Source organism: Saccharolobus shibatae B12, from assembly GCF_019175345.1.
GTDB lineage: Archaea > Thermoproteota > Thermoprotei_A > Sulfolobales > Sulfolobaceae > Saccharolobus > Saccharolobus shibatae.
Genome location: NZ_CP077717.1, coordinates 1,708,983 through 1,730,398, shown reverse-complemented (window position 1 = coordinate 1,730,398; position 21,416 = coordinate 1,708,983). Strand labels below are relative to the sequence as shown.

Annotated in this window: 18 protein-coding genes and 2 pseudogenes; 10 read left to right on the top strand and 10 right to left on the bottom strand. The window is 36.4% G+C overall.

The annotated features are described in order from the left end of the window. Positions 1 to 109 precede the first annotated feature (109 nt). The gene (locus J5U23_RS09125; protein WP_218260256.1) at positions 110 to 583 is read right to left on the bottom strand and encodes a hypothetical protein; all 474 of its coding nucleotides are present in this window, start codon (positions 581 to 583) and stop codon (positions 110 to 112) included. 29 nt (positions 584 to 612) lie between these two features. Continuing rightward, positions 613 to 1,794 (bottom strand): carboxypeptidase CpsA, encoded by a 1,182-nt coding sequence (cpsA, locus tag J5U23_RS09120; protein WP_218265976.1) that lies wholly within the window; start codon positions 1,792 to 1,794, stop codon positions 613 to 615. A gap of 83 nt (positions 1,795 to 1,877) precedes the next feature. Here cpsA and J5U23_RS09115 point away from each other — a divergent pair, with 83 nt between their 5' ends. Next, positions 1,878 to 2,882: a GH12 family glycosyl hydrolase domain-containing protein gene (locus J5U23_RS09115; RefSeq protein ID WP_218260255.1), complete on the top strand. Its 1,005-nt coding sequence runs from the start codon at positions 1,878 to 1,880 to the stop codon at positions 2,880 to 2,882. Between the two features lie 58 nt (positions 2,883 to 2,940). Further along, positions 2,941 to 4,929 (top strand): GH116 family glycosyl hydrolase, encoded by a 1,989-nt coding sequence (locus tag J5U23_RS09110; protein ID WP_218265975.1) that lies wholly within the window; start codon positions 2,941 to 2,943, stop codon positions 4,927 to 4,929. A gap of 551 nt (positions 4,930 to 5,480) precedes the next feature. Here the strand turns inward: J5U23_RS09110 and J5U23_RS09105 are convergent. Genes J5U23_RS09105 through J5U23_RS09095 form a run of 3 tightly spaced genes read right to left on the bottom strand, consistent with a single transcriptional unit; the run spans position 5,481 to position 6,822 of the window. Then, complete coding sequence (locus tag J5U23_RS09105; protein WP_218265974.1) at positions 5,481 to 5,867, bottom strand: cupin domain-containing protein; 387 nt, start codon at positions 5,865 to 5,867, stop codon at positions 5,481 to 5,483. A 30-nt stretch (positions 5,868 to 5,897) separates the two neighbouring features. Further along, positions 5,898 to 6,281: a hypothetical protein gene (locus J5U23_RS09100; RefSeq protein WP_218257880.1), complete on the bottom strand. Its 384-nt coding sequence runs from the start codon at positions 6,279 to 6,281 to the stop codon at positions 5,898 to 5,900. Then, the gene (locus J5U23_RS09095; protein WP_218265973.1) at positions 6,265 to 6,822 is read right to left on the bottom strand and encodes a hypothetical protein; all 558 of its coding nucleotides are present in this window, start codon (positions 6,820 to 6,822) and stop codon (positions 6,265 to 6,267) included. The genes J5U23_RS09100 and J5U23_RS09095 overlap by 17 nt, the downstream gene beginning before the upstream one ends. A 306-nt stretch (positions 6,823 to 7,128) precedes the next feature. Here J5U23_RS09095 and J5U23_RS16095 point away from each other — a divergent pair. Further along, positions 7,129 to 7,263: pseudogene (locus J5U23_RS16095) on the top strand (IS200/IS605 family accessory protein TnpB-related protein); the annotation flags it as partial. Positions 7,264 to 7,839: 576 nt separating this feature from the next. Here J5U23_RS16095 and J5U23_RS09090 read toward each other — a convergent pair. Together J5U23_RS09090 and J5U23_RS09085 are read right to left on the bottom strand one after the other, a co-directional pair. Beyond that, positions 7,840 to 8,526, bottom strand: coding sequence for an MBL fold metallo-hydrolase (locus J5U23_RS09090; RefSeq protein ID WP_218265972.1), 687 nt, complete (start codon positions 8,524 to 8,526; stop codon positions 7,840 to 7,842). Continuing rightward, entirely contained in the window at positions 8,526 to 9,710 is a 1,185-nt protein-coding gene (locus J5U23_RS09085; RefSeq protein ID WP_218265971.1) for a radical SAM/SPASM domain-containing protein, read from the bottom strand. Before J5U23_RS09085 ends, J5U23_RS09090 begins: the two co-directional genes overlap by 1 nt. A gap of 502 nt (positions 9,711 to 10,212) precedes the next feature. On the opposite strand from J5U23_RS09085, the gene J5U23_RS09080 reads away from it, so the two are divergent. Further along, positions 10,213 to 11,583 (top strand): dihydrolipoyl dehydrogenase, encoded by a 1,371-nt coding sequence (locus tag J5U23_RS09080; RefSeq protein ID WP_218265970.1) that lies wholly within the window; start codon positions 10,213 to 10,215, stop codon positions 11,581 to 11,583. Between the two features lie 119 nt (positions 11,584 to 11,702). Continuing rightward, the gene (locus J5U23_RS09075) at positions 11,703 to 12,281 is read left to right on the top strand and encodes an alpha/beta hydrolase family protein (protein WP_218265969.1); all 579 of its coding nucleotides are present in this window, start codon (positions 11,703 to 11,705) and stop codon (positions 12,279 to 12,281) included. Positions 12,282 to 12,286: 5 nt separating this feature from the next. Here the strand turns inward: J5U23_RS09075 and J5U23_RS09070 are convergent, their stop codons facing one another. After that, positions 12,287 to 13,552, bottom strand: coding sequence for an ATP-binding protein (locus J5U23_RS09070; RefSeq protein ID WP_218267526.1), 1,266 nt, complete (start codon positions 13,550 to 13,552; stop codon positions 12,287 to 12,289). Between the two features lie 469 nt (positions 13,553 to 14,021). Between J5U23_RS09070 and J5U23_RS15850 the strand changes: the two are divergent. Further along, positions 14,022 to 15,061 (top strand): annotated as a pseudogene (locus J5U23_RS15850) (ISH3 family transposase). Positions 15,062 to 15,114: 53 nt separating this feature from the next. On the opposite strand, the gene J5U23_RS09055 reads toward J5U23_RS15850, so the two are convergent. Then, complete coding sequence (locus tag J5U23_RS09055) at positions 15,115 to 15,288, bottom strand: hypothetical protein (RefSeq protein ID WP_218265966.1); 174 nt, start codon at positions 15,286 to 15,288, stop codon at positions 15,115 to 15,117. Between the two features lie 793 nt (positions 15,289 to 16,081). Here J5U23_RS09055 and J5U23_RS09050 point away from each other — a divergent pair. The 4 genes from J5U23_RS09050 (at position 16,082) to J5U23_RS09035 (ending at position 19,773) form a co-directional block, all read left to right on the top strand. Beyond that, positions 16,082 to 16,681, top strand: coding sequence for a Holliday junction resolvase-like protein (locus J5U23_RS09050; RefSeq protein ID WP_218265965.1), 600 nt, complete (start codon positions 16,082 to 16,084; stop codon positions 16,679 to 16,681). Positions 16,682 to 17,011: 330 nt separating this feature from the next. Further along, a complete protein-coding gene (locus J5U23_RS09045) occupies positions 17,012 to 17,152 on the top strand; it encodes a hypothetical protein (RefSeq protein ID WP_218265964.1) in 141 nt (46 codons plus the stop codon). A 61-nt stretch (positions 17,153 to 17,213) separates the two neighbouring features. Beyond that, positions 17,214 to 18,287 carry a hypothetical protein gene (locus J5U23_RS09040; RefSeq protein ID WP_218267525.1) on the top strand — a complete coding sequence of 358 codons (1,074 nt, stop codon included), beginning with the start codon at positions 17,214 to 17,216 and terminating at the stop codon, positions 18,285 to 18,287. Between the two features lie 427 nt (positions 18,288 to 18,714). Continuing rightward, entirely contained in the window at positions 18,715 to 19,773 is a 1,059-nt protein-coding gene (locus J5U23_RS09035) for a hypothetical protein (RefSeq protein WP_218265963.1), read from the top strand. Positions 19,774 to 20,171: 398 nt separating this feature from the next. On the opposite strand, the gene csa3 is transcribed toward J5U23_RS09035, so the two are convergent. Next, positions 20,172 to 20,819 carry a CRISPR-associated CARF protein Csa3 gene (gene csa3, locus J5U23_RS09030; RefSeq protein ID WP_218265962.1) on the bottom strand — a complete coding sequence of 216 codons (648 nt, stop codon included), beginning with the start codon at positions 20,817 to 20,819 and terminating at the stop codon, positions 20,172 to 20,174. Positions 20,820 to 21,416: the final 597 nt, after the last annotated feature.

Here is a 21,416-nt window from a genome sequence, read left to right as displayed (position 1 = left end):
ATAAAAGGATTTTGTGTGAAGGTCTATAATACTTATATAAGGTATTTCATAAGTAAAATAGACGAAAATAGACTTGATAATATTAATATGAATAGTTGCATCTTCTCTTCTATATAAATTTGCACGAGATCTCAAACTCCTCCATAACATCTTGTACGACTTCGTGAAACTCTGAGTTAATTAACTCGCATAGGAAAGACGAATAGCTAAGAACCTCCTCTAAACTTACCACTTTCATTTCCAGTAGTGGTTTTAACGTAACATACCAAGATAACGCCCTTACGACCTTATTGCTATCTTTTAGCATTTCAAGGAAACGTTCTTTTCTTTTGATAACCTCCTCCAAAGTTAATATTCCCCTCTCTACGAACTCCGGAACACTATTCCACGCCCTATATCTGGTCCCAGTATCGTGAAATGATAAAAGTTCCAATAGGAACTCCTTGTCATTTATATTTAAAATAACGTAATTCCAAGCTTCGTGTTTTATATCCTTATCCTTGTCTGATAAGAGTCTCCTTATTAAATCTAAGGGTAAGTTTGAGGAATTCCTCAAAATATTTAGAACCTTTTCCTTGTCCATTTCCAATAATCACTTAATTATTGAATCCTTTATTTGTTGCTGAACTTTATTGCCAATAATGCGTGGGCTAAAGCACCTAGCTTCAACACATCCTCATCTACGCAGAACTTAGAGCTATGGTTGGGATATATGCAACCTTTCTTCTCATTTCTAGTTCCTAAGAAGAAATACGTACCTGGAGCTTTCTGTAGGAACCTAGAGAAATCCTCAGCTCCTAGAACTGGCTCAGTCTCAACAACTGTGGATATTGAAGATAGAATTTTCATCACCTCATCAGTCACTTCTGGGTTATTTACTGTAATTGGATAGACGTCCTCCATGAATTTGACCTCACAAGTTGCACCATAAATTCCGCATATTGATGATACTATTCTCCTCATGTAATCCTTAGCCTTACTTCTAACATTCTCGTCTAGACTTCTAATCGTTCCCTGCATTTCAGCGTCATCTGGTATTATATTATCCTTTGTCCCAGAATGTATTGTAGTTATGGATATGACGAAGGGTTGAACTGGGTCGATTTGCCTAGCCGTTATACCGTAAATTGCGTTAGCTATTTGTAAGGATATGAAAATTGGGTCTATAGTCTCATGAGGAGCAGAACCGTGACCGCCTTTTCCGTGAACTATAATCTTGAATGCGTCTGGTGTAGCCATTATTGGACCTTTTCTAGTTGCGAAGACTCCTGACGGATAACTACTCGATATATGTATACCAAATACGTAATCTACACCGTTCATAACTCCAGCCTCTATCATCGGTTTCGCTCCTCCTAATCCTCCATCCTCCTCTGCAGGCTGAAATATTAACCTAATTTCTCCACTGATTAAATCTTTATTTTTAACCAAGAGATAAGCTCCACCTAAGAGCATTGCTACGTGAGTGTCATGACCACACGCGTGCATTACCCCTTTAACCTTGGACTTGAACTCTACGTCACTAGTCTCCTCTACTGGGAGGGCATCCATATCCGCTCTTAAGGCAACTGTCTTCCCAGGTTTATTTCCCCTAATCCTACCAACTACTGCAGTGGGTAATCCAACGCCCTCCTCTACTTCTATTCCCAATTTCCTTAACGTTTCTGCCACTAGTTTAGAGGTACTATACTCTTTATAGGAAAGTTCAGGGTTCTCATGAATTTTCCTCCTAATTTGAATTATCCAATCCTCTATTTCCTTCACGTCATTCTTCAACTTCTCGACTAAATCCATAAGAGATATAGTGAGGTAAGAATAAAAAGCTAATTTGCTAATAAAAGTTAACCGTAAACCTTTTCACTTTACCTAGGTGATATATTATAATGAATAAATTATATATCATTATAGTTCCAATAATTGTAATAATAGTTGTGGGCACAATTGGTGGAGCTATTTACCTACACCATCAGTCACCTAATGTCAAAACATCATCGATTACTTTCACCACTAACGAAACCACAACTTCAATGAGCATAACAACCAATACCGTACCTACGACAGTAACGTCAACTGTATCCTCTATTCCTCAGCTAATCTATGTTACATCCTCTGCTAGTTCACCAACTCCAGTTTATCTAAATAACTCAACTGTACCGTTATTTTATCTTGAAGTGAACATGTGGAATGCTAAAACTTGGAATGGCAACTATACCATGGTTTTTAACTCACTTACTCGTACGCTCTCTGTTAGTTTCAACTTAACCCAAGTTAATCCATTACAGTGGACTAATGGCTATCCGGAAATTTACGTGGGCAGAAAACCCTGGGATACTTCATATGCAGGTAACATATTCCCAATGAGGATAGGCAATATGACACCGTTTATGGTATCGTTTTACATAAACTTAACTAAGCTAGACCCGTCAATAAATTTCGATATTGCGTCTGACGCTTGGATAGTTAGGCCTCAAATAGCATTTAGTCCCGGAACTGCTCCAGGTAATGGAGATATTGAGATAATGGTCTGGTTATTTAGTCAGAATTTACAGCCTGCTGGGCAACAAGTTGGAGAAGTAGTAATCCCAATATATATTAATCACACTCTTGTCAACGCTACTTTTCAAGTGTGGGAGATGAAGAGCGTCCCGTGGGGAGGTTGGGAGTACATAGCATTTAGACCAGATGGCTGGAAAGTCACAAATGGGTACGTCGCATATGAGCCCAACTTGTTCATCAAAGCGTTAACTAATTTCACAAGCTACAACATTACAAACTATTACTTAACGGATTGGGAGTTCGGTACGGAATGGGGAACAATGACTTCCAATGGTACAGCCTACTTCTCATGGACAATATCGAATTTCTCTGAAACTCTCCTCTAACAATTTTTAACAACTAAAAACTCTAAACCTTTTTACCTTATTATTCAAATAACAAGACATGGTTAAATACACCGACAAGGATAGGATAGTGGCTGGAGTTCCACTGGGAGGAATTGGCACTGGAAAACTGGAAATCGACAACAAGGTGAGAATAGTCAACGTTACGATAAGGAATAATTGGGGTAATCCCATTAAGCTTTTAAGAGGATTTCACGTATTCATAAAACCTAAAGACAAGAGGGGATTCCTTTTCCAAAAGGACGGTGGAATATATAAGGTAAGTGAGTTTCCAGGGGAAATTCTTTATGAAGGAAAATATCCAATTGTCAAAGTAATGGGAAAGATTAATGAAGTTGAAGTGGAATTGGAAGCGTTTTCGCCAATAATCGCCAATGACTTGAAGAACTCATCCTTACCTGCAATAGGAATTAGTTTAAAAGTTAAGGGTATTAAGGAAGGAAAGGTAGCAATATCCTTCCCAAACATCGTTGGTAGTGTGAGTATTGGGAGGGTAAATGAAAGTATAAAGAATGGCGTTATTCATAAGAACTTAAAGGCAAACGATTACGATCCGGCAAAGGGAAATACTACGTTAATATCAAACAACGTGAGTGATATTATAACGCAATATAACCTTAAGAGGAAACCAAGCGAGACGATGAACTTTTGGCTATCACAATACGAAAACGAGGAGCCTTGGGTTAAATTGGATAGGGGAGAGGAAATTGAGGACAATCCTCACGAGGTAACTGGTCATAGGGATGATCCGGCAAGTATTATAATATCAGAAGGGGAGGAAATGAGATATGTGTTTGCGTGGTATTTTAATGGTAAACACGTCTTTTACCCCTATGGGCATTACTATGAGAACTTCTTTAAGGATTCCTCAGAAATTGCGAAATATTTCTTGGACAACTTTGATCACTTGAGAAAGGACATATTTCACAATATTGTAAATGTGAAGGAGGAGTGGTTAAGGGATGCAATAATAAATGGTTCATATATTCTATCCTCCAATACTTGGTTAGATGAGAAGGGTAGATTTGCAATTTATGAAGCACCGCAGAATTGCCCATATTTAGGTACAATTGGTACCTGTTATGAGTTTGGCTCCCTACCAGTGATTTTAATGTTCCCAGAGTTGGAGAAGTCGTTTTTGAAAATATTGATTAGTTACGTAAGGAATGATGGTTATGTCCCCCACGATTTGGGTTTTCACTCCTTGGATTCTCCCATTGATGGTACTACTTCTCCACCAAAGTGGAAGGACATGAATCCGAACTTAGTACTATTGGTTTATAGGTACTTTAAGTTCACTAACGATATCGACTTTTTGAAAGAGGTTTACCCAACCATAGTTAAGGTTATGGATTGGGAGTTAAGACAGTGTAGAGACGGCTTGCCCTTCATGGAAGGAGAAATGGATAACGCATTTGACGCTACCATAATTAGGGGCCATGATAGTTACACCTCTTCACTTTTCATAGCCTCTTTGATTGCGATGAGGGAGATAGCAAGGTTAGTTGGTCATAGTAATTATGTTACCTTCATTGAGGAGAAGTTAAGTATTGCTAGAGAAGCTTTTAGGAAAATGTTCAACGGTAAGTATTTCAAGGCATGGGACGGTGTTGATAAAGTCTCATTTCTCGCCCAAGTATATGGGGAGTGGTTTACAACCATATTGGGATTGGAGGATATTGTGGATGAGAATATGGTTAAAAGCGCTTTGGAAAGTATCGTAAGGCTTAACGGTAATGCGTCACCCTATTGCGTTCCTAACCTAGTTGATGAAAGTGGTAAGATAGTTAATTTAAGCGTCCAAACCCACTCCTCTTGGCCTAGACTAGTATTTGCCATTTGTTGGTTGGCTTATAAGAAGGGTGTTATTAACGATTTGAGTTTTTGCAAGAAGGAGTGGGATAACCTAGTGAGGAACGGTATGGTATGGGATCAGCCATCGAGGATTAATGGATATACTGGGAAGCCTGAAATTAACTATCTAGATCACTACATAGGTAGTCCTAGTGTTTGGAGCTTTTTATTCTAATATCGGGCTTTAAACGTAAAATCCTAGGGTTAGATAGTTTTTAAAAAAGATTATGTCTAAAATCATAATATTTTATATTAAAACTGTTAATGCCTGTTATTTATCTTGAAATTGGTCTAAATGTTGAGATAAGTATTCATAGGAATTATTGAGTACAACGATTTTCCAATAAATGCTACCGGATAACTGATTTGATGCTAACTGTATAACCCAGTTGGGCATATTCTTAGCATTTAGAATAATATACTTAGTGGGGTAACGCTAGTGGCAAATTGACTATAGAAAACTACAAGATGTGGTTATTGAAAGATCGTCTACACTAACCTTACTTCCACTAGGAGTGATAAGTGTTGTCCCGAATGAAATTTTAATGCAAATTTGGGGCGATGAGCCTATCACTAATAATATGTAACCCAGATAGTCATAAACATCTTTTACGTAGAGATATTCTTTCTACCCTAGGTAGTAGAGGAATTTATGTTAACTGAGAGGTTTTAGAAATAAAAAAGGGTAAAACTTGATAAAGACTTACTTTAACTCAAATTAACCCTCTACTTCTTATTACAATCCTCATTTAACGTGATTATACTCATGTCATCTGGATAATCAATTATACAGAAGAACTCCAATTGATCACTCTCATTAATAATTGCGTGTTTCACGTTAGAGTTTATAAAAATGTAGTCACCCTCCTTTAACTCGTAAACTTTATCGCTCACGCAAACCTTACATTTCCCCTTAGTTACAACAACAGTCTCTTGGTACTTGTGAATATGCATTGGTATAATTCCATCCTTCAATAGTGTGAACTTTCTCACAGCGTAGTTAGAACCATTTTCTTTAGTAACTAACCATTGAATGAACGCGTTTTTGGAACCATTGACTGACACCCTATCCATTTTTATTTCCCTGATATTTGAAACAAAATAGTCAACCATAAGTGAAAATAAAGATTGTAATTAAAAAATCTAGCGATGTCTCATAAAACAATACAAGTAACCTATAAGCATTGAAGTTAAAGCTAAGGAAAACTCAAATCCGTAAAGCATTACTTTTGTGAACCACTCGTAATCTGTTAACAAGTAACTCAAACCACCAAATCCAGCTATTCCAATTGACACTAAATTGCCTACGCCAATGAATTTAGGGAATAGTAAACCAGTCCTATTAGCTAAAACGTAAAGGTAAACTCCGAAACCTCCAGTGATCCCAGCAAAAATAATGTGAAGTATCAATACGCCGGTTGAGAAAGTATCTTGAACAGTATCATACATTGCCCTAACTAGCCCAAATGAGAATGCCAAAAACATTATGACGATGCTGAAAATTGAATATTTATAGATCTCTCGCATATTCACCAACCTTAATCACCTCAAACGATTTTCCAATTTCACTCATCTTTATTCTTAAAGATATGGATGACCCGAGAAGATAATATTGAATGTCCTCTAATAGCTCATACCAAGCAATGTTGGGAATATCGCTCCTTATTTTAACGTCCAATTCACGAGCGATCTTCTTCAGCGATGGAACGCAAGAAGAAGTTGAAACAGAACATCTATCACATTGATATGAACTATCGTAGTAGTTGAAATATATCAACTGTTTATCATTAGTGATATACATTATCCCCTCCTTCAAACTTATCCCTTTACTATTTACTGTAAAGGGAACTACAGCCTTAAAGCCGAGTGCATTATCTATTAGTAATCCCATCCTCCTTAGCCTATCAACGATAAAATAGAAATAACTCTTACTTATCTCCCCGTCCCTCTTATCACTGCTTAAAACCCTTAAGTAATCTTTTACCTTGCTGAAACTATCATCCCTAAGTAATATAATATCATCTGAAATTATTGGCCTTGTAACATTGTTGATTATAAGGAGACACATATACAGTACTAATCTTCTTTTTCCAATAAATACTTAACCATCTTAAACTACTCTAAATGCTATTTAACACTGTTAAAGTCTTTTAATTAAATAAAAAAGCTTAAATTTTTCTAATATTGATATTCATCGCATGGACAGCACGTTAAAGACTTTAGCATTTTTGCATGGCTTTTAATTACTTTTTTAATCATTTCTCAATATCGTCTTTATATTATGATTATGTTTATATAGTATTACCTCAATATTATATGTTAATGAGCTCCCTACTGATGACGGGCTCTGCTCACGAGGTTTTGGGAGTGATAAAAGGTGGATGGGAGGGTAATGATGTTTCTCTCGACTAGCCCCAATGAGTTAAGGGTGACTGTGTATGATCCCTTAAGAAGTGTGCCCGTGGAATTAGAAATAATTAAAGGTAATCATAAGTTACGCCATGGGTAAACACTTTAGCCAAATACGGTTAATTGCAGTTGACAATTGAGTTAATAATGGTTGAACTTTTTGCTTAAACCTTTTACCCTTAACGATAGTGGGTAGTGTAGTTTTAGCAGTTATAATGAATTTCTTTGTGAACGATTTGAGGAAAAAACTAAATCCTAGAAAAAAGTTCTATAATCTTTTTGAGGTGAAATAGAAATTGACAGGTCTTTCTCCTAAAGCTCATAAGCTATATCACGAATTTGGATTAAACTTTCTTTTTGAAAAGTGCAAGTATTAATATTAGCAGTTGTTCTACTTTAACGTAGCTTAAAGATTTTCAGCAAACCTAGTGCGTTAACTAAACATATCTCAATTAATCTGAGGAGTTTATCCTCATATTTTTAATTAACTAAACACTAAACTAAAAACTTTATCGGTAGTGCCGGGAATTTTGTATTGCCGAGGAAAATTAGAACAACTGCTATAATATATTAATTATCTTAGATGGATATAAACTCAATGAGAGGATAGACATCGAATAACCCGATAATTGTTAAAAAATCTTATTGACAAAATTGCTTTGATCTTTATCCTTAACTAAAAATTCCTAATTACGATATCACCGTGAAATGGTATTAGTACAGTATAGGGAAGCGATACTAAATAATTGAACGACTTCACCGCCAATTCGTAATTCCAAGAGAATATTCTAAGGGGTGGTGATAACGTATTTCTAACGTTCCTAATAGCATCACCAACTATCAAATACTTACCGTCAAATAAGGCGATATGCCCCTTTGTATGTCCTGGGACGTGTATAACCTTAAACCCTCCCAAATACTCACCACCTTTTAATGCAACATCAACCTTAACGGATTCATAATGTAAGTTGTTAATCCTATCCATGGTCTTCTTAAAGACTGAGAAAGGAATGCCTAATTCATCACTATATATGATGTTGTATTTTGGAGGATTTTCCAAATTCTCCAACTCATCCACATGGGCGTAAATTTTAGCATCACTTATTCTCTTTATTGCCATGGCGTTCCCAGCGTGATCGTGGTGCCAATGCGTTATTACAATATCCGAAATATCCTCCAAGGAATAACCCCATGTCTTAAGATAGGACTCAATCTGATCGAGATATCCCGGTAAACCAGTGTCAATCATCATTAATCCCCCACAAGGACCATACTCAATAACGGATATATTGTGATTAAGTATTGTACCGAAAAATTCAAGTTCTAACAACTCCATTATCCTAACCTTACCGATCTTAACCATTAACCCATCACCCAACGTATTAACCTAACGATCTTTTCGTACGCCTCTCTCTTACAATCATCCCCATTAATAGTTGCTAGGAACTTACAACCACCCATGCATAAGGGCAAAAACGGACACGATTTACACTTATTCTCAATTTTAACCTTCCACCACAACGACTTATTAGTTACTTTTACACTCCCGTCCTCTTCCAACTTACCCTTAACGTAAAGCGGATTTCCAGTGAAAGCCCAGCAAGGATAAATGTTTCCCTCTGGGTCAACAACGATATCTTCATTTGAGTAAGCTACACATAACCCTAACCTAAACACGTCCTCTGGTACCTCAAATCCATACTTCCTAGTAATCTCCCAGAACTTGACCAAAACTTCTCCCTCAGCCTTACTGGAAATTGTGAAATCCCACCACTCGTTTCTGAACATGTTTGAATGAACCAAATGCGGGTCTAATCTCACTTTATTTATTCCCTCCCTTTTCAACTCATCTAATAGCTCCTCTATTTCGTTCAAGTTCTTAACATCAATGTTTATCCTTAGCACGACCTTTACCATATCTTGTACCTCCTTTAGATTCTTCATTATTACGTCAAACGAACCCTTACCTCCTATGAAGAACCTTCTCTTATCGTGAACCTCTTTTGGCCCATCCAACGTTATTTGTGCGTGTGTTAACCCTAGTGGAATAAGTCTTTCCGCTATTTTCCTAGTTAAAAGAGAACCGTTAGTCACTACACTAAAGGAGTACTTCAGGTCAGACAATTCCCTAGAGATCTCCTCTATTTTCCTAAGCTGTAAGAGCGGTTCTCCACCAAAGTATGTTACCCTTACCTTCCTACCTCTCTCGTTCTTCCTAATGTAGTTTACGAAACCCCTTGTAACCTTGTCCGATACCGAAACGTTTTTTCTAAACCCTTTTTGGAAACAGTAGATACAATCGAAATTACAATTATAAGTTAGTACGAGAGTGGGTTCCATAATGGGTTTCCTTAAAAACTTTTCAATTTCCTCATCTAACTCCTCATCTATAGCGGAAAAACCTTCCTCTATTATATCCTTTAAATGTTCTGGCACAACTCCTTTCCTTAACTTCTCAATCTCCCATGAATCTAGCCTAATCGCGTATCCAGTAAGAGTGTTAAAAAGAATATTGTCAATAAAAAGGTTGAACTTAGAGAGGGTCATGGGGAGATAACCTCAGTCTCCCCAGCTTGGAGAATATCCACATCTACCATATTTCCTCTCTATTACAACTACTTTTTTGGCTTGAAGGGTTGCCTCCATTTTTCCACCCGCTAGGCTAGATATGATTAATTACATTTAAACTTAATATTGAAAAGAGAGCCATTTGCACAATTTAACAGTATTTAGCCAGTATTATGAAGTACCAATTAAAAAGGTAAAATATTCGACAATAATAATGGTAAAGTCGATGAAGTTTAACGTAATACTTAAAATAGAAATAGAATCTAATAATTTTTCTCGTGATATAATGAATAAGTAAATGTAATTGTGTAAAATATTGACTAAGCGTATATTTATCTATGCTAGAATGCATATATTCCAGTGTCATACAACTTTTTCCTACGTAAAGAATAAGTATTTAATCTCATCATAGTTTGAATGTTATTAGATACTGTTAAACAAGAAAAAATAATAAATACTTTGACAACTAATAATTATAATTATGAAATATGATGTAGTTGTTATAGGAGCCGGAGGAGCCGGATATCATGGGGCCTTCAGGCTTGCAAAGGCAAAATACAACGTATTAATGGCTGATCCCAAAGGTGAATTAGGAGGGAATTGCCTGTTTAGTGGATGTGTACCCTCTAAGACAGTTAGAGAAGTGATACAAACAGCCTGGAGACTTACAAACATGGCTAACGTAAAGATTCCCCTGGATTTTTCAGCTGTTCAAGATCGCAAAGATTACGTTCAAGAGTTGAGGTTCAAACAGCATAAGAAGAACATGTCCCAATACGAAACCCTAACCTTCTATAAGGGCTACGTTAAGATTAAGGATCCAACTCACGTGATAGTTAAAACGGATGATGGAAAGGAAATTGAGGCTGATACTAGTTATATGATAATAGCCAGTGGTGCTGAAACCGCTAAACCGAGGTTCCCTGGCGTTGAATACTGTTTAACAAGCGACGATATATTTGGGTATAAAACGTCATTTAGAAAGCTACCCCAAGACATGGTGATCATAGGGGCTGGGTATATAGGGCTCGAAATTGCGTCAATGTTTAGATTAATGGGCGTACAAACTCACATTATAGAAATGCTAGATAGAGCCTTAATAACGCTTGAGGATCAAGATATCGTCAATACTTTGCTATCAATACTTAAACTTGACATAAAGTTCAACTCTCCCGTAACTGAAGTTAAGAAGATTAAGGATGACGAATACGAAGTAATTTACTCTACCAAGGACGGTTCCAAAAAGGGCGTTTTCACAAACTCAGTAGTCTTAGCTGCTGGGAGAAGACCGGTTATCCCAGAAGGGGCAAGGGAAATAGGACTTTCAATAAACAAGACTGGGATAGTTGTTGACGAGACAATGAAGACTAACATTCCAAATATTTTCGCAACAGGAGATGCAAATGGTTTAGCCCCATATTATCACGCGGCGGTGAGAATGAGTATAGCTGCAGCAAGCAACATAATGGCTAATGGAATGCCAGTGGATTATGTGGACGTTAAGAGCATACCAGTAACGATATACACGATTCCTTCACTATCCTATGTTGGAATATTACCTAGTAAGGCTAGAAGAATGGGTATTGAAATAGTTGAGGCGGAATACAACATGGAAGAGGATGTGGCAGCGCAAATCTACGGACAGAGAGAGGGCGTACTTAAGCTAATATTTGAAAGGGGAAGTATGAGGTTAATCGGAGCTTGGATGATTGGAGTCCACTCTCAATACTTAATTAACGAATTGGGATTGGCAGTAGCTTATGGACTAAACGCTAAACAGCTTGCTAATTTCGCTGAGCAACATCCATCTACGAACGAGATTATATCTTATACGGCTAGGAAAGTCATATAATTACCTAATTTTTTCCTTTTAATCTTTTAACGTTAATAAGTTCCTATTTAATAAAAACGACTACTACCTTTAGCAAATCATTCCGCCAAATATAAAAGATACTCAGGTGAAATTCATGAATGATGAAAAGCCTAGTACTCCACGGCAAGAACTCCTCACCAGACAAAGTGGAATGGTTGGCGAAACCACTTAGGAAGTTTGGGGAAGTGATTGTACCAGAATTCGAGATTGAGGTGAAAGAAGGTGTGGAAAAGGCTTTAACTTACGATTTCGATTGCATAGCTGGCCATTCTAGGGGAGGATTAATTGCGTTAATTACCGCAGCGTTAAAGGGGAAGTGTGTAATTGCAGTCTCAGCACCTTCAGATAGGAGAAAACAAAGGGAATACCTATCGAAGTTCCCTCCTGGGACAATACAGTATAACATCTATCAGGACTTGCTCAAGATGCCGGAATACGAGTTTGACTACTCATCCCTCAAATATGCTGACAAGTTGAAAAAGGTACTTTTAATACACGGTGAAAAAGACGAAATAGTTTTGAAAGAGCATTCAGTTACGCTATGTGAAATGATAAAGAACCACGATGGTGATTGTGAGCTATACATCGTTCCAGAAATGAAGCATACACCATTAGGACAGCAGTATCACGTTATATGGAACACCATAGAGAATTGGATAAAAAGGAAAGTATTGTAAAGACATTACGTTAACTCGTAAAAGAACTTATCAGAGGAGATTAAATAGAGGAAAATTGAGACTGGCAAAGTTAATTGCTCATCACTTTTCTTAAACTCATCAATAGTTAAAACGTAGTCCACGTTGTTATATCTATTCCTCTCTTTCTCTCTCCACTTAACCTCAACTTTTACATTACCAACAGAGAAGTCAACCTCCTTACCGCTCTTGAAGTGCAAATAACCAACCTCTTTGTATTCCCTTGCCAAATGCTCACCAACAATTCCCTCAACGATCAAAGGCATCTCATCATCATCAATGTCTTTTCCAACACTATAAATCTTCATTACCCTAAAGAAGAAGGGGTCTATGAAATACACCTTCTTCAAACTCCTATAATTAGTCTTTCCCCCTCCCTCTATCTTCCTAAAAGTCCTTATAATGAACAACTTCTCCAAAACGTCTAAGTAATCGCCAATAGTAGTGTGGGAAACGTTAACGTCTTTGGCAATAGTGTTTTCAGAAATCCTACTTCCGTAGCTCTCAATTATTTTCCTAATAATTACCTTAAACACACTCTCCTTCCTCTCAGTCTTTAAAAACTCTGAAAGTATTGCGTCCTTATAAGCCTCATAAAGCGATAATGGGTTTTCGGAAAATGAAGTTGCGAAGAAACCCCCTCGCCTAACGTATTCCAATAAAGCCTTGTTTAACTCTGAAATATATGGTAAAAGCTTCAAAGCGTTTTCGTAAAGTTCATCCTTCTCGTCAACTTTCACGTGATCTTGTATTAATTTTTTATAAAAGATGTTGAAATAAACTCTAAAATTTAAGGGGTAAAACACGTACTTCTTTATGGATCTCCCCGGTAGCATCTCTTTCCTCAAATTTATAGAGGAAGAACCAGTGACGTAAACCAATGAGTTATTAAAGTAACCAGCATTGAACAAGTGTAGCAAAGCTGTATTCCAATCGCTCACTGAAGTTATTTCATCTAAAAATATGTACGCACTTTTCTCCCTATTGACTAACGTTCTGTACTCGTTAACTAAACCTATTAACTCCTCCTTCCTGGAAAACGCGTCACAAGAGAAGAAGAGAATTGACCTAGGGTCTTCTCTCTCAAGCAAGGTCTTTATGGTAGTTTTTAGGAAAGTAGTTTTACCCACTTGCCTAGGTCCTAATATTAAAGCACTCTCATCGATTGGTGGTACTATAACCTTAGCCCTTTTCACGTGTTCATCTTCAAGTATCCTATTCTTATCAACCCACCAAGGGTTTTGAAAGCTCATCTGTGAAATGTATGACACAGTAATAGTTGGTGTCAAGATTTAAATAAATTTTGACAGTATACTATCAACTTTTCCGAAGAAGTTGATAGAAAAAAGCAAGATTCAAGGAAAATCAAATGTTTCACTTAGCACTTTGCGTAAAATCCTAGGGTTGGATAATTTTTAACAAAATTATGTTCAAGATCATGATGTTTTTACATTAAAACAGTTAGTATATACTATTTACCTTGAAATAAGTCTAAATGTTAATATAAGTATTCATTAGGAATTATCAAGTGTAACGATTTTCCAATAAATGCTATTCACTCTTTAACAATAGCCCTCTCAATTGCCTCCCTTATGTCCTCTAATTCAGTATGAGAATCTCTTTTCTCTCGTAAAAAATGAGATGAATGAAATTCAGAAAAGAGTCAGAAGAACGCTAATTTTTTGTAGAAAAGATTGTATAAGCGAGGGCGGACCTAAACATATGACCCACAACCACACGAACAAACGGGCGAAGTCCAATAGAGACCTCGCCAGTTCTACCCTCAAGTCAATCTACTCAATCCTCCCTATAATACTTTTCCCCAAAGAACTCCTCAAGGCTTTACTTAAGGCCAGGGGAACCTACTTGAGCAGACTGGGAAACGAGGGGAGAAGGGTATTTAACCGTATTGACGTTGAGGACGTGAGAACGGCCTTAAAGAAATTGGGAAAGAAGGTATTGAGGGACACGAGGGATAGAAGAGTATAGACTTTCACGCCATACCCCAGTATCATGAGGATAAACGTTTGTTGAGTAGGATAAAGCCGACTAAGGGGACCAGTTGGGGACTCGTCCAAGCAGTACTCTACCTCTTAGGGAGGAAGAGCGTCTTTCTGGATGTAATATCCATAACCGTGAAGAAAATAGTTGAGGACTTCAAGAAGGTAATGGAGGTTCTCAAGGAGGAGTTGGATGAAGCTGGTCTCAAGCTCGTCATGGTCTTCGACGATAGGGATTTTGTGAATGATGTAGTGAGGATCCTTTTGGATATGGGTTTGGACTTCGTCATAGCTGCCAAGGCTCAGATGTACAGGGAGTATGAGAGGAGGTTGAACTCCGTGGATGTCAAGTATGGTGGAGTGAGGTACGTTGGATTTCTGGGAGTGAAGCATAAGTCTGGAGCTTATCTCATTATACTGAAGAAGGAGGACGATAGTGTTTTGGCTTTTCTGGTGATGGGGGAGAGGGATGTTTACGGTGCTATAGTCTTGGCTGAGATGTATAGGGAGAGATGGGGTGTTGAGAATGCTTTCCTTGGAGGAGTTTCGGGTTAGGAGTAGGATTTGTGATGTGGGGAAGGAGTTGGTTCTCGTTCTTCTTTGCTACTTTCTCTTGAATGTTTGGTTTTTGGTTCTTGGAGGAGGGTGAGGTTGTGGGAGTTCTAGTCTCTTTTGGATCTTCCGGTTCTTGAGGGACGGGAGGAAGTTGTTGTAATCGCCTTTCCTCAAGCTGAGGTGTTGTTTTTCTTTAACCTCAGCTAGCACTATGTTCCCCTTCTTGATCGCGTGAAATTAATTCTATATTTTTAACCTTCTTAACACGTGATTGTTTTATTAGCAGTAAATATTACAATATATATATTTGAATAATACCGATCTGGCTCAATTTGACCAATATTATCGTTTATCTCAGAAAAATGATGCTCCCATACTGAAATATGATGATAATTCCCAGTGTAATCCATACTTAATGCATACCTTTTATTCACCTAATCTCGTTTATTTCAATTCTAGTTTAAATTTTTAGATAATGGAGAAAAGAGGGGAATGTACGTTAGAACTCTTGGTGATTACACTTTATTGATAAAAGCAGCGATGGATGGCATGAAAATAAAAGTTTTATCTCATCAGCCATCTAAAATACAACCCTTTCATAATTGTTGGCATATATTCATTATCTATCTTTTCATATGACACTAAAAACTACTGGTGTAGTTTTCACTTCTACGCTAATAAACATCTGATTAACAATACGAATTAAATATAGCAACTCTGTAGTGCTAAAGAAATATCATATTGCTTTTTCTAATATTTTTCACATGACGTGAAATTAGCGTTAGCTTCTTTTTGTTATATATGATTAGAAGACTCTTCATATGTTTTATTGAGTAATCCCCTTTTACATCCATAAATCTACACTATTTATTTTCGTAGATTGAAGGCCTATAAACGATCCTATACTGCCATGACAAAGCATATGCTGTCAAACTAAACAGAGGTAGTTTTTAATCGATCTTATAAAAGCTGATAAATGATGTAAGCCAAACCCTAATGACGAGATAGATAAAAAACCTTGAAATTAAAGTGATCAGATCTTCTAACTACCGAAATTACTAATGTTGATAAAAACCCTCAAATCAAAACGAGGACAAACCCATTCAAATGGAGTAGTGAAGAAGTATGGAGTCCTCAAACCCTATAACTTGAAGAGGCGCTTTCATATTCATCCCTTAATGAGATCATTAAAAAGATTTAAAACCCTCTATAGATAGAGATAATAATATGGTGTCAGTTCTTGACATTCTCCTCATATTCGTTCTAATAATGATTATAGTATATTATGCTAGGAAAGTGTCCAAACTGAACAAACAAATTGTCGATTTGAAAACAAAAGCACAGGAGATGGGACAACAAACCTTCAACCAATGGGTACAACAATACTCCCAACAGTTGCGACAGCAAATGGAGGAGGCAATTAAAAAAGAATATGATGCTAAACTCGAGCAATGGAAACAACAAAACGAGGATACTATAAGAAAGGACGCAATCCAGAGGTCAATCAACACTTTACTGGGTAGGATTGGCGAGGAATTCGCACCATTACTTATCGCAGAGAGATATAACGTAAACCCTAAGGACTTCCGACACCTAGGTACACCAGTGGACTACATAGCGTTTAAAGGTTTATCGGATGACCAAAATATTGATCCAGAAATAATATTCTTCGAAATAAAAAGTGGAAAAAGCACTTCACTTACGGAGAGGGAGAGGAAAGTAAGGGATGCAATAAAGAACTTGAAAGTCAGATATGAGGTGATAAGCCTACACGACATCATTAGCGAAGTCCAAAGAAAACTAAACGAGGAAATAAACAACAAGTAGTTTTAGCCATCTTGGTAAATTGTAGACAAGAAAGGAAACTTAAAAGAGAGATCATGAAAATTAGCCCAATTCCTAGATCGGTTGGAAAACGCTTAATACTGAGTGTGATGAAATGAACCTATAACACCATGAAGTTTTGTCAAATAAAATTATCATAATACCCCCCTACTATCCTTTCGACTATCTCGAAAAGTTTTCAATTAGAACTGGTGATTCACTGTAAACTTTTATTGTTTAGTTTTTAATTAACTTTCACCACTTTTGTATTTTAATTTCCCATAGAATAGTTACGTTTATGAGTATTATGGCAATTCGTGATCATGAGGAAAAATGAAAGTAAGCATGTACACGTTAGCCTCAAGTCAAGTAGTAAGGTATTCAATAATAATAGCAGCAGCTTCCCTACCATTAATCCTAGCAGCACTACATGTAACACATGCTGGGATATCAAAAGCACCAGGTACTTATTAGGCATGTTAAACTCTTTTTAGAATTTTGAAGATACTATTTTTATGTGTTCTCACTACTTATTATGTTGAGTATGATTGATTCCACTGTTGTACAAAAGCTTGCGAGATTATTGCATTATGTTCAGAGGTTTGGTGACCATAATTATGAGTTATTGAGTGAGTTAACTGGGATAGAAAACGTTGGGAATGTCTTATCTAATCTTAAAGTGTTGGTTATTCCGTCTCCCAAATTTCATTCTTTAGGATTATCACTCTTTCATACTACTATCAAACTGTCAAAGGATTCTAAACTTCAACCCTTAGACTTCTATTACCTACTTGACGGTATGATAATGGCCTCATTAAAGGACGTTTTAACCAGTGATACGATAGTTCTGGATGTTGTTTTTCCTAGGGGTAGGTGGGATTTTGTTCAAATTTTAGAGATGATGAACGAGAGGGGGTTAATTGGTAATTATAAGACTTACTTGGAGTATAAGAAAGAGGTTTACCCAGTTGATTACTCAACGTTCAATTTTGAGACTTTGACTTTCGAAAGGGCTATACTGGATAAGCCTAGGGAGCCTTTCCAATTACTTGATCTGACTGATGGTTTTAAACCAGACTGGATTGACCTTTATACACTGGGTAAGAAACAAGAAGACCCTCTAATGAATTGGGACGAGATCGCTAAGTCTTTGGATATTTCAACAGATGAAGTGGTAGATCATTATTTTAATCACGTTGTTGGTAAGGGTTTGGTTGATGCGTTTTACACTTATTTAGGTAAGACTGACTTTAGAATGTCGTTGATCGTAAACGATACTAATGAGGAGATTGCTAGGGAATTGAGTAGGATTGTTACGCTTTTAAGAATATCTTATTTACATAACGATAAGATTTATGCGTTTATTGTTGGGCAAAATCACATGTTAGTTTCAATTTTGGATTTCATCAACTCTTTATCTTCTAAATACAACTTCGCTTACGAAGTTTACGTTCACCCCTTATCCCCACCCATGAGATATGTAATATCCTCATCGATACCTTACGAACACTTCACAAAAGATAACAAGTGGTCAATAACTTTACGCGAATTAAAGGACAACTTCGAGAAAGAGTTGAACAGAATATTAAGTGAAAGATCTAAGCTGTAAATTCCTCAGAAGAATAGTCCTCGATTCAAAGGCAGTATATAAACACTTGAACCTTATGGTAAGTAAAGAGCTACTCGGCATTTAGTTGTAAAGATAGATTTGAAAGTAAGTTGTTGTCATCTATAAACGATATTAATTACTTCTAATTTCCTCTAGAAAAAAAGAGCAATGAAAATGCCATGGAACATCAGTAAACTACTAAAAATGTTTTTGCTTATCAAGCTAATAAAATGAACTTCTCTTTCCACAAGAGTCTCAAGAGAAGAGCTTCCTTTTAACGAGAAGTCTTCTATTACCCATAACGATATTAATGTCCAACCAACGCCTTTTTATAATCAGAACTTTCTACACATAAAAAGAGTGATATTGAACACTTTTAACATTTTGAACAATTACTTTTTATGTATAAACTACATCTATTATATCTATGACTGATTCAACAAAATTGGCAAAACTTTTATATTACGTTCAGAGGTTTGGTGATCACAATTACGAGTTATTGAGTGAATTAACTGGGGTAGAAAACGTGAAGGATGTACTTTCAAAGCTTAAGGTACTAGTAGCTCCAACACCGAGGTTTTCCTCCCTAGGCTTATCACTCTTTCACACCATCATTAAATTGAAGGATTTCAGCCTTGGAACTAAAGATTTCTACTATTTACTTGATGGTTTGATAATGGCGTCATTAAGAGATGCTTTGAGGAACAATACTATAATTCTAGACATTGTATATCTTAAGGGTAGGTGGGATTTTGTTCAAATTTTGGAGTTGATGAACGAGAGGCAACTAGTTAGTGACTATAAGACTTACTTGGAGTATAAGAGGGAGGTTTACCCAGTTGATTACTCAACGTTTAATTTCGATACTTTAACCTTTGAAAAGGTCATATTGGATAAGCCTAGAGAACCGTTTCAGTTACCTGATCTGACAGATGATTTTAAACCAGACTGGATTGACCTTTATACACTGGGAAAGAAACAAGCGGATCCTTTGAGGTCATGGGATGAGATCGCTAAGTCTTTGGATATTTCAACAGATGAAGTGGTAGATCATTATTTTAATCACGTTGTTGGTAAGGGTTTGGTTGACGCATTCTTCACTTATTTAGGCAATCTAGATTTCAGAATGACGCTAGTCGTAAATGACATTAACGAGGATATTGTTAGGGAGTTGAGTAGGATTGTGACGCTTTTAAGAGTATCTTATTTGCACAACGACAAGATTTACGCGATTATTGTAGGTCAAAGGCATATGTTATATCCAATAATAGAATTCGTGAACTCCTTAGCTTTTCAGTACAAATTCATTCATGAAATCTATCTTCACCCATTATCACCGCCTCACAAGTACGTATTAGCAGCTTCCATACCTTATGAGCACTTCACAAAGGATAATGAGTGGTCAATAACTTTACATAAGTTAAAGGAGACCTTCGAAGAGGGATTTACCAAAATAGTGAGTAGAACAAGATCTGATAAGAAGTAGCTATTTTCATCTGTTTAAGTAAGGTATTTTAAAATGCAATTTATCAAGAGATAATTACCATTAGTTTGATATAACAGTCAACTTAATTTATAGAAATGTGGGAATTGTTGACTAGATTGTGATAATATGCTAACTGATTTTCATCATAATAGTAGGGTCTCTTTGAAAGATTTTTACACAAGTTATAATAATGAGAGGGATGTGGAATCATGAAGGATGAATAAGGTTAAGGAGTGCAAATTACACGGCAAGTAGAATAGTGATACAATTGAGCTTCTTCGTGGTAAAAAGTGATAGCCACTCTTCTTAGTTAAAAGCATAAAGAGATATCTAACACAATAATGCCGATACTTACGATAACAAGAAGTGAAAAAGAAAAAGTCATATAATTATATCATCTAAATGAAAGTCAAAGCAATCCTACCCAAAACGGTTTTCTTACAAGTTTTAGGCCTAGTCTTTGTACACTCCAAAAATCCATCCTCTTCCATCTCGCTAACATGTTTTGATATAGTCGATAAAGTTTTTTGAAGCCTATCAGCCATTATACTAATCTCAATGGAGTTCTCGAACTTAAACAGTTTCAAGATTTCAGCCTCACTATCAGTTAGCCTTCTAGGAATTTCCACCGGCAATTCGTACTTTTTGGACATATCCTCTGTATAACTGAAAACCCTAACGTTTAGCCCAAATCTTTTAGCTAACATTGCGTAATAGTACAAGACGAAGTTAATTATTCTCATACCACCAATCAAGTAAAACTCCATATTATTTTTAGCAGATAGCTCATTGGCAACTTCATAGAGGATTTCGGCGAAGTCCCTACTAACGTCAACGTACTTCCACTTATACTTCACGTTTATAATATCTAAAAACTTCTTAACATCATTTAACGCATTATCCGCTTGCTTCCTCCTAAAGTCGTCAATGTTAAACACTCCAATAAGCACAACTTCATCAATGTTATCCCTTCCCCTTTCCGTTATACTCCTAACTATGTACTCTGAGGTAAAGCCTAAGCCAAATACTAGTGTACTCCCTTCCACAGTCATATTATTCCATAACAAGTTATAAATTTGACGTAACGTGAAAAATTAAGGAATAGTGTTTGGGTCATGAGATTATCCAAGTTAAATAAAACGGCAACTCATGAGATTAGTAAGAAATCGTAGTGAGATAACATTATGTCGAATGGAATTAAACGCTAATGTATTACTTGAGTTAGTTAATACTTAATATCTGTTGTATTTATGTTGTAGTTTCTAAGGAATCTGCTATAACAAGGTTTGTTTAGCTATATTTTTTGATAAGTTTTTGTGAAACTGTATAGTTATATTTATTAATGTAAACCATATTATTCTTTATAATTACATTTAATATATTATTCTAAGATATTAGATATTATAATGCAATAATTTTTTAATTTTGCCCAAATTAGTGATGCTCCTATATATTTTATATATGTAGGTAAAGTAAACCTCCACGGTAAGTTATTAAGTACAAAATATTCTGCATTCCATCTCTTGTGATTTCTAACGAATTTTTTATTATTTCGTCCTTGGTGTAAAATCCTCTTAATTGTGATCAAGTGTAGGTCCTTAGCCCTTACCTATCTTTAAGATTAGGGACCAAGTTAGCGTTAA

Bases quoted from the DNA above. Each gene is read 5' to 3' on its own strand.
- J5U23_RS09100 (WP_218257880.1), bottom strand. From the start codon at position 6,281: ATGCGAGAGATCTATAAATATTCAATTTTCAGCATCGTCATAATGTTT.
- J5U23_RS09085 (WP_218265971.1), bottom strand. From the start codon at position 9,710: ATGACCCTCTCTAAGTTCAACCTTTTTATTGACAATATTCTTTTTAAC.
- J5U23_RS09040 (WP_218267525.1), top strand. From the start codon at position 17,214: ATGTTGAGTATGATTGATTCCACTGTTGTACAAAAGCTTGCGAGATTA.
- J5U23_RS09035 (WP_218265963.1), top strand. From the start codon at position 18,715: ATGACTGATTCAACAAAATTGGCAAAACTTTTATATTACGTTCAGAGG.
- J5U23_RS09080 (WP_218265970.1), top strand. From the start codon at position 10,213: ATGAAATATGATGTAGTTGTTATAGGAGCCGGAGGAGCCGGATATCAT.
- J5U23_RS09105 (WP_218265974.1), bottom strand. From the start codon at position 5,867: ATGGTTGACTATTTTGTTTCAAATATCAGGGAAATAAAAATGGATAGG.
- J5U23_RS09095 (WP_218265973.1), bottom strand. From the start codon at position 6,822: ATGTGTCTCCTTATAATCAACAATGTTACAAGGCCAATAATTTCAGAT.
- J5U23_RS09050 (WP_218265965.1), top strand. From the start codon at position 16,082: ATGGTGTCAGTTCTTGACATTCTCCTCATATTCGTTCTAATAATGATT.
- cpsA (WP_218265976.1), bottom strand. From the start codon at position 1,794: ATGGATTTAGTCGAGAAGTTGAAGAATGACGTGAAGGAAATAGAGGAT.
- J5U23_RS09070 (WP_218267526.1), bottom strand. From the start codon at position 13,552: ATGAGCTTTCAAAACCCTTGGTGGGTTGATAAGAATAGGATACTTGAA.
- J5U23_RS09075 (WP_218265969.1), top strand. From the start codon at position 11,703: ATGATGAAAAGCCTAGTACTCCACGGCAAGAACTCCTCACCAGACAAA.
- J5U23_RS09110 (WP_218265975.1), top strand. From the start codon at position 2,941: ATGGTTAAATACACCGACAAGGATAGGATAGTGGCTGGAGTTCCACTG.
- J5U23_RS09125 (WP_218260256.1), bottom strand. From the start codon at position 583: ATGGACAAGGAAAAGGTTCTAAATATTTTGAGGAATTCCTCAAACTTA.
- J5U23_RS09090 (WP_218265972.1), bottom strand. From the start codon at position 8,526: ATGGTTAAGATCGGTAAGGTTAGGATAATGGAGTTGTTAGAACTTGAA.
- J5U23_RS09045 (WP_218265964.1), top strand. From the start codon at position 17,012: ATGAAAGTAAGCATGTACACGTTAGCCTCAAGTCAAGTAGTAAGGTAT.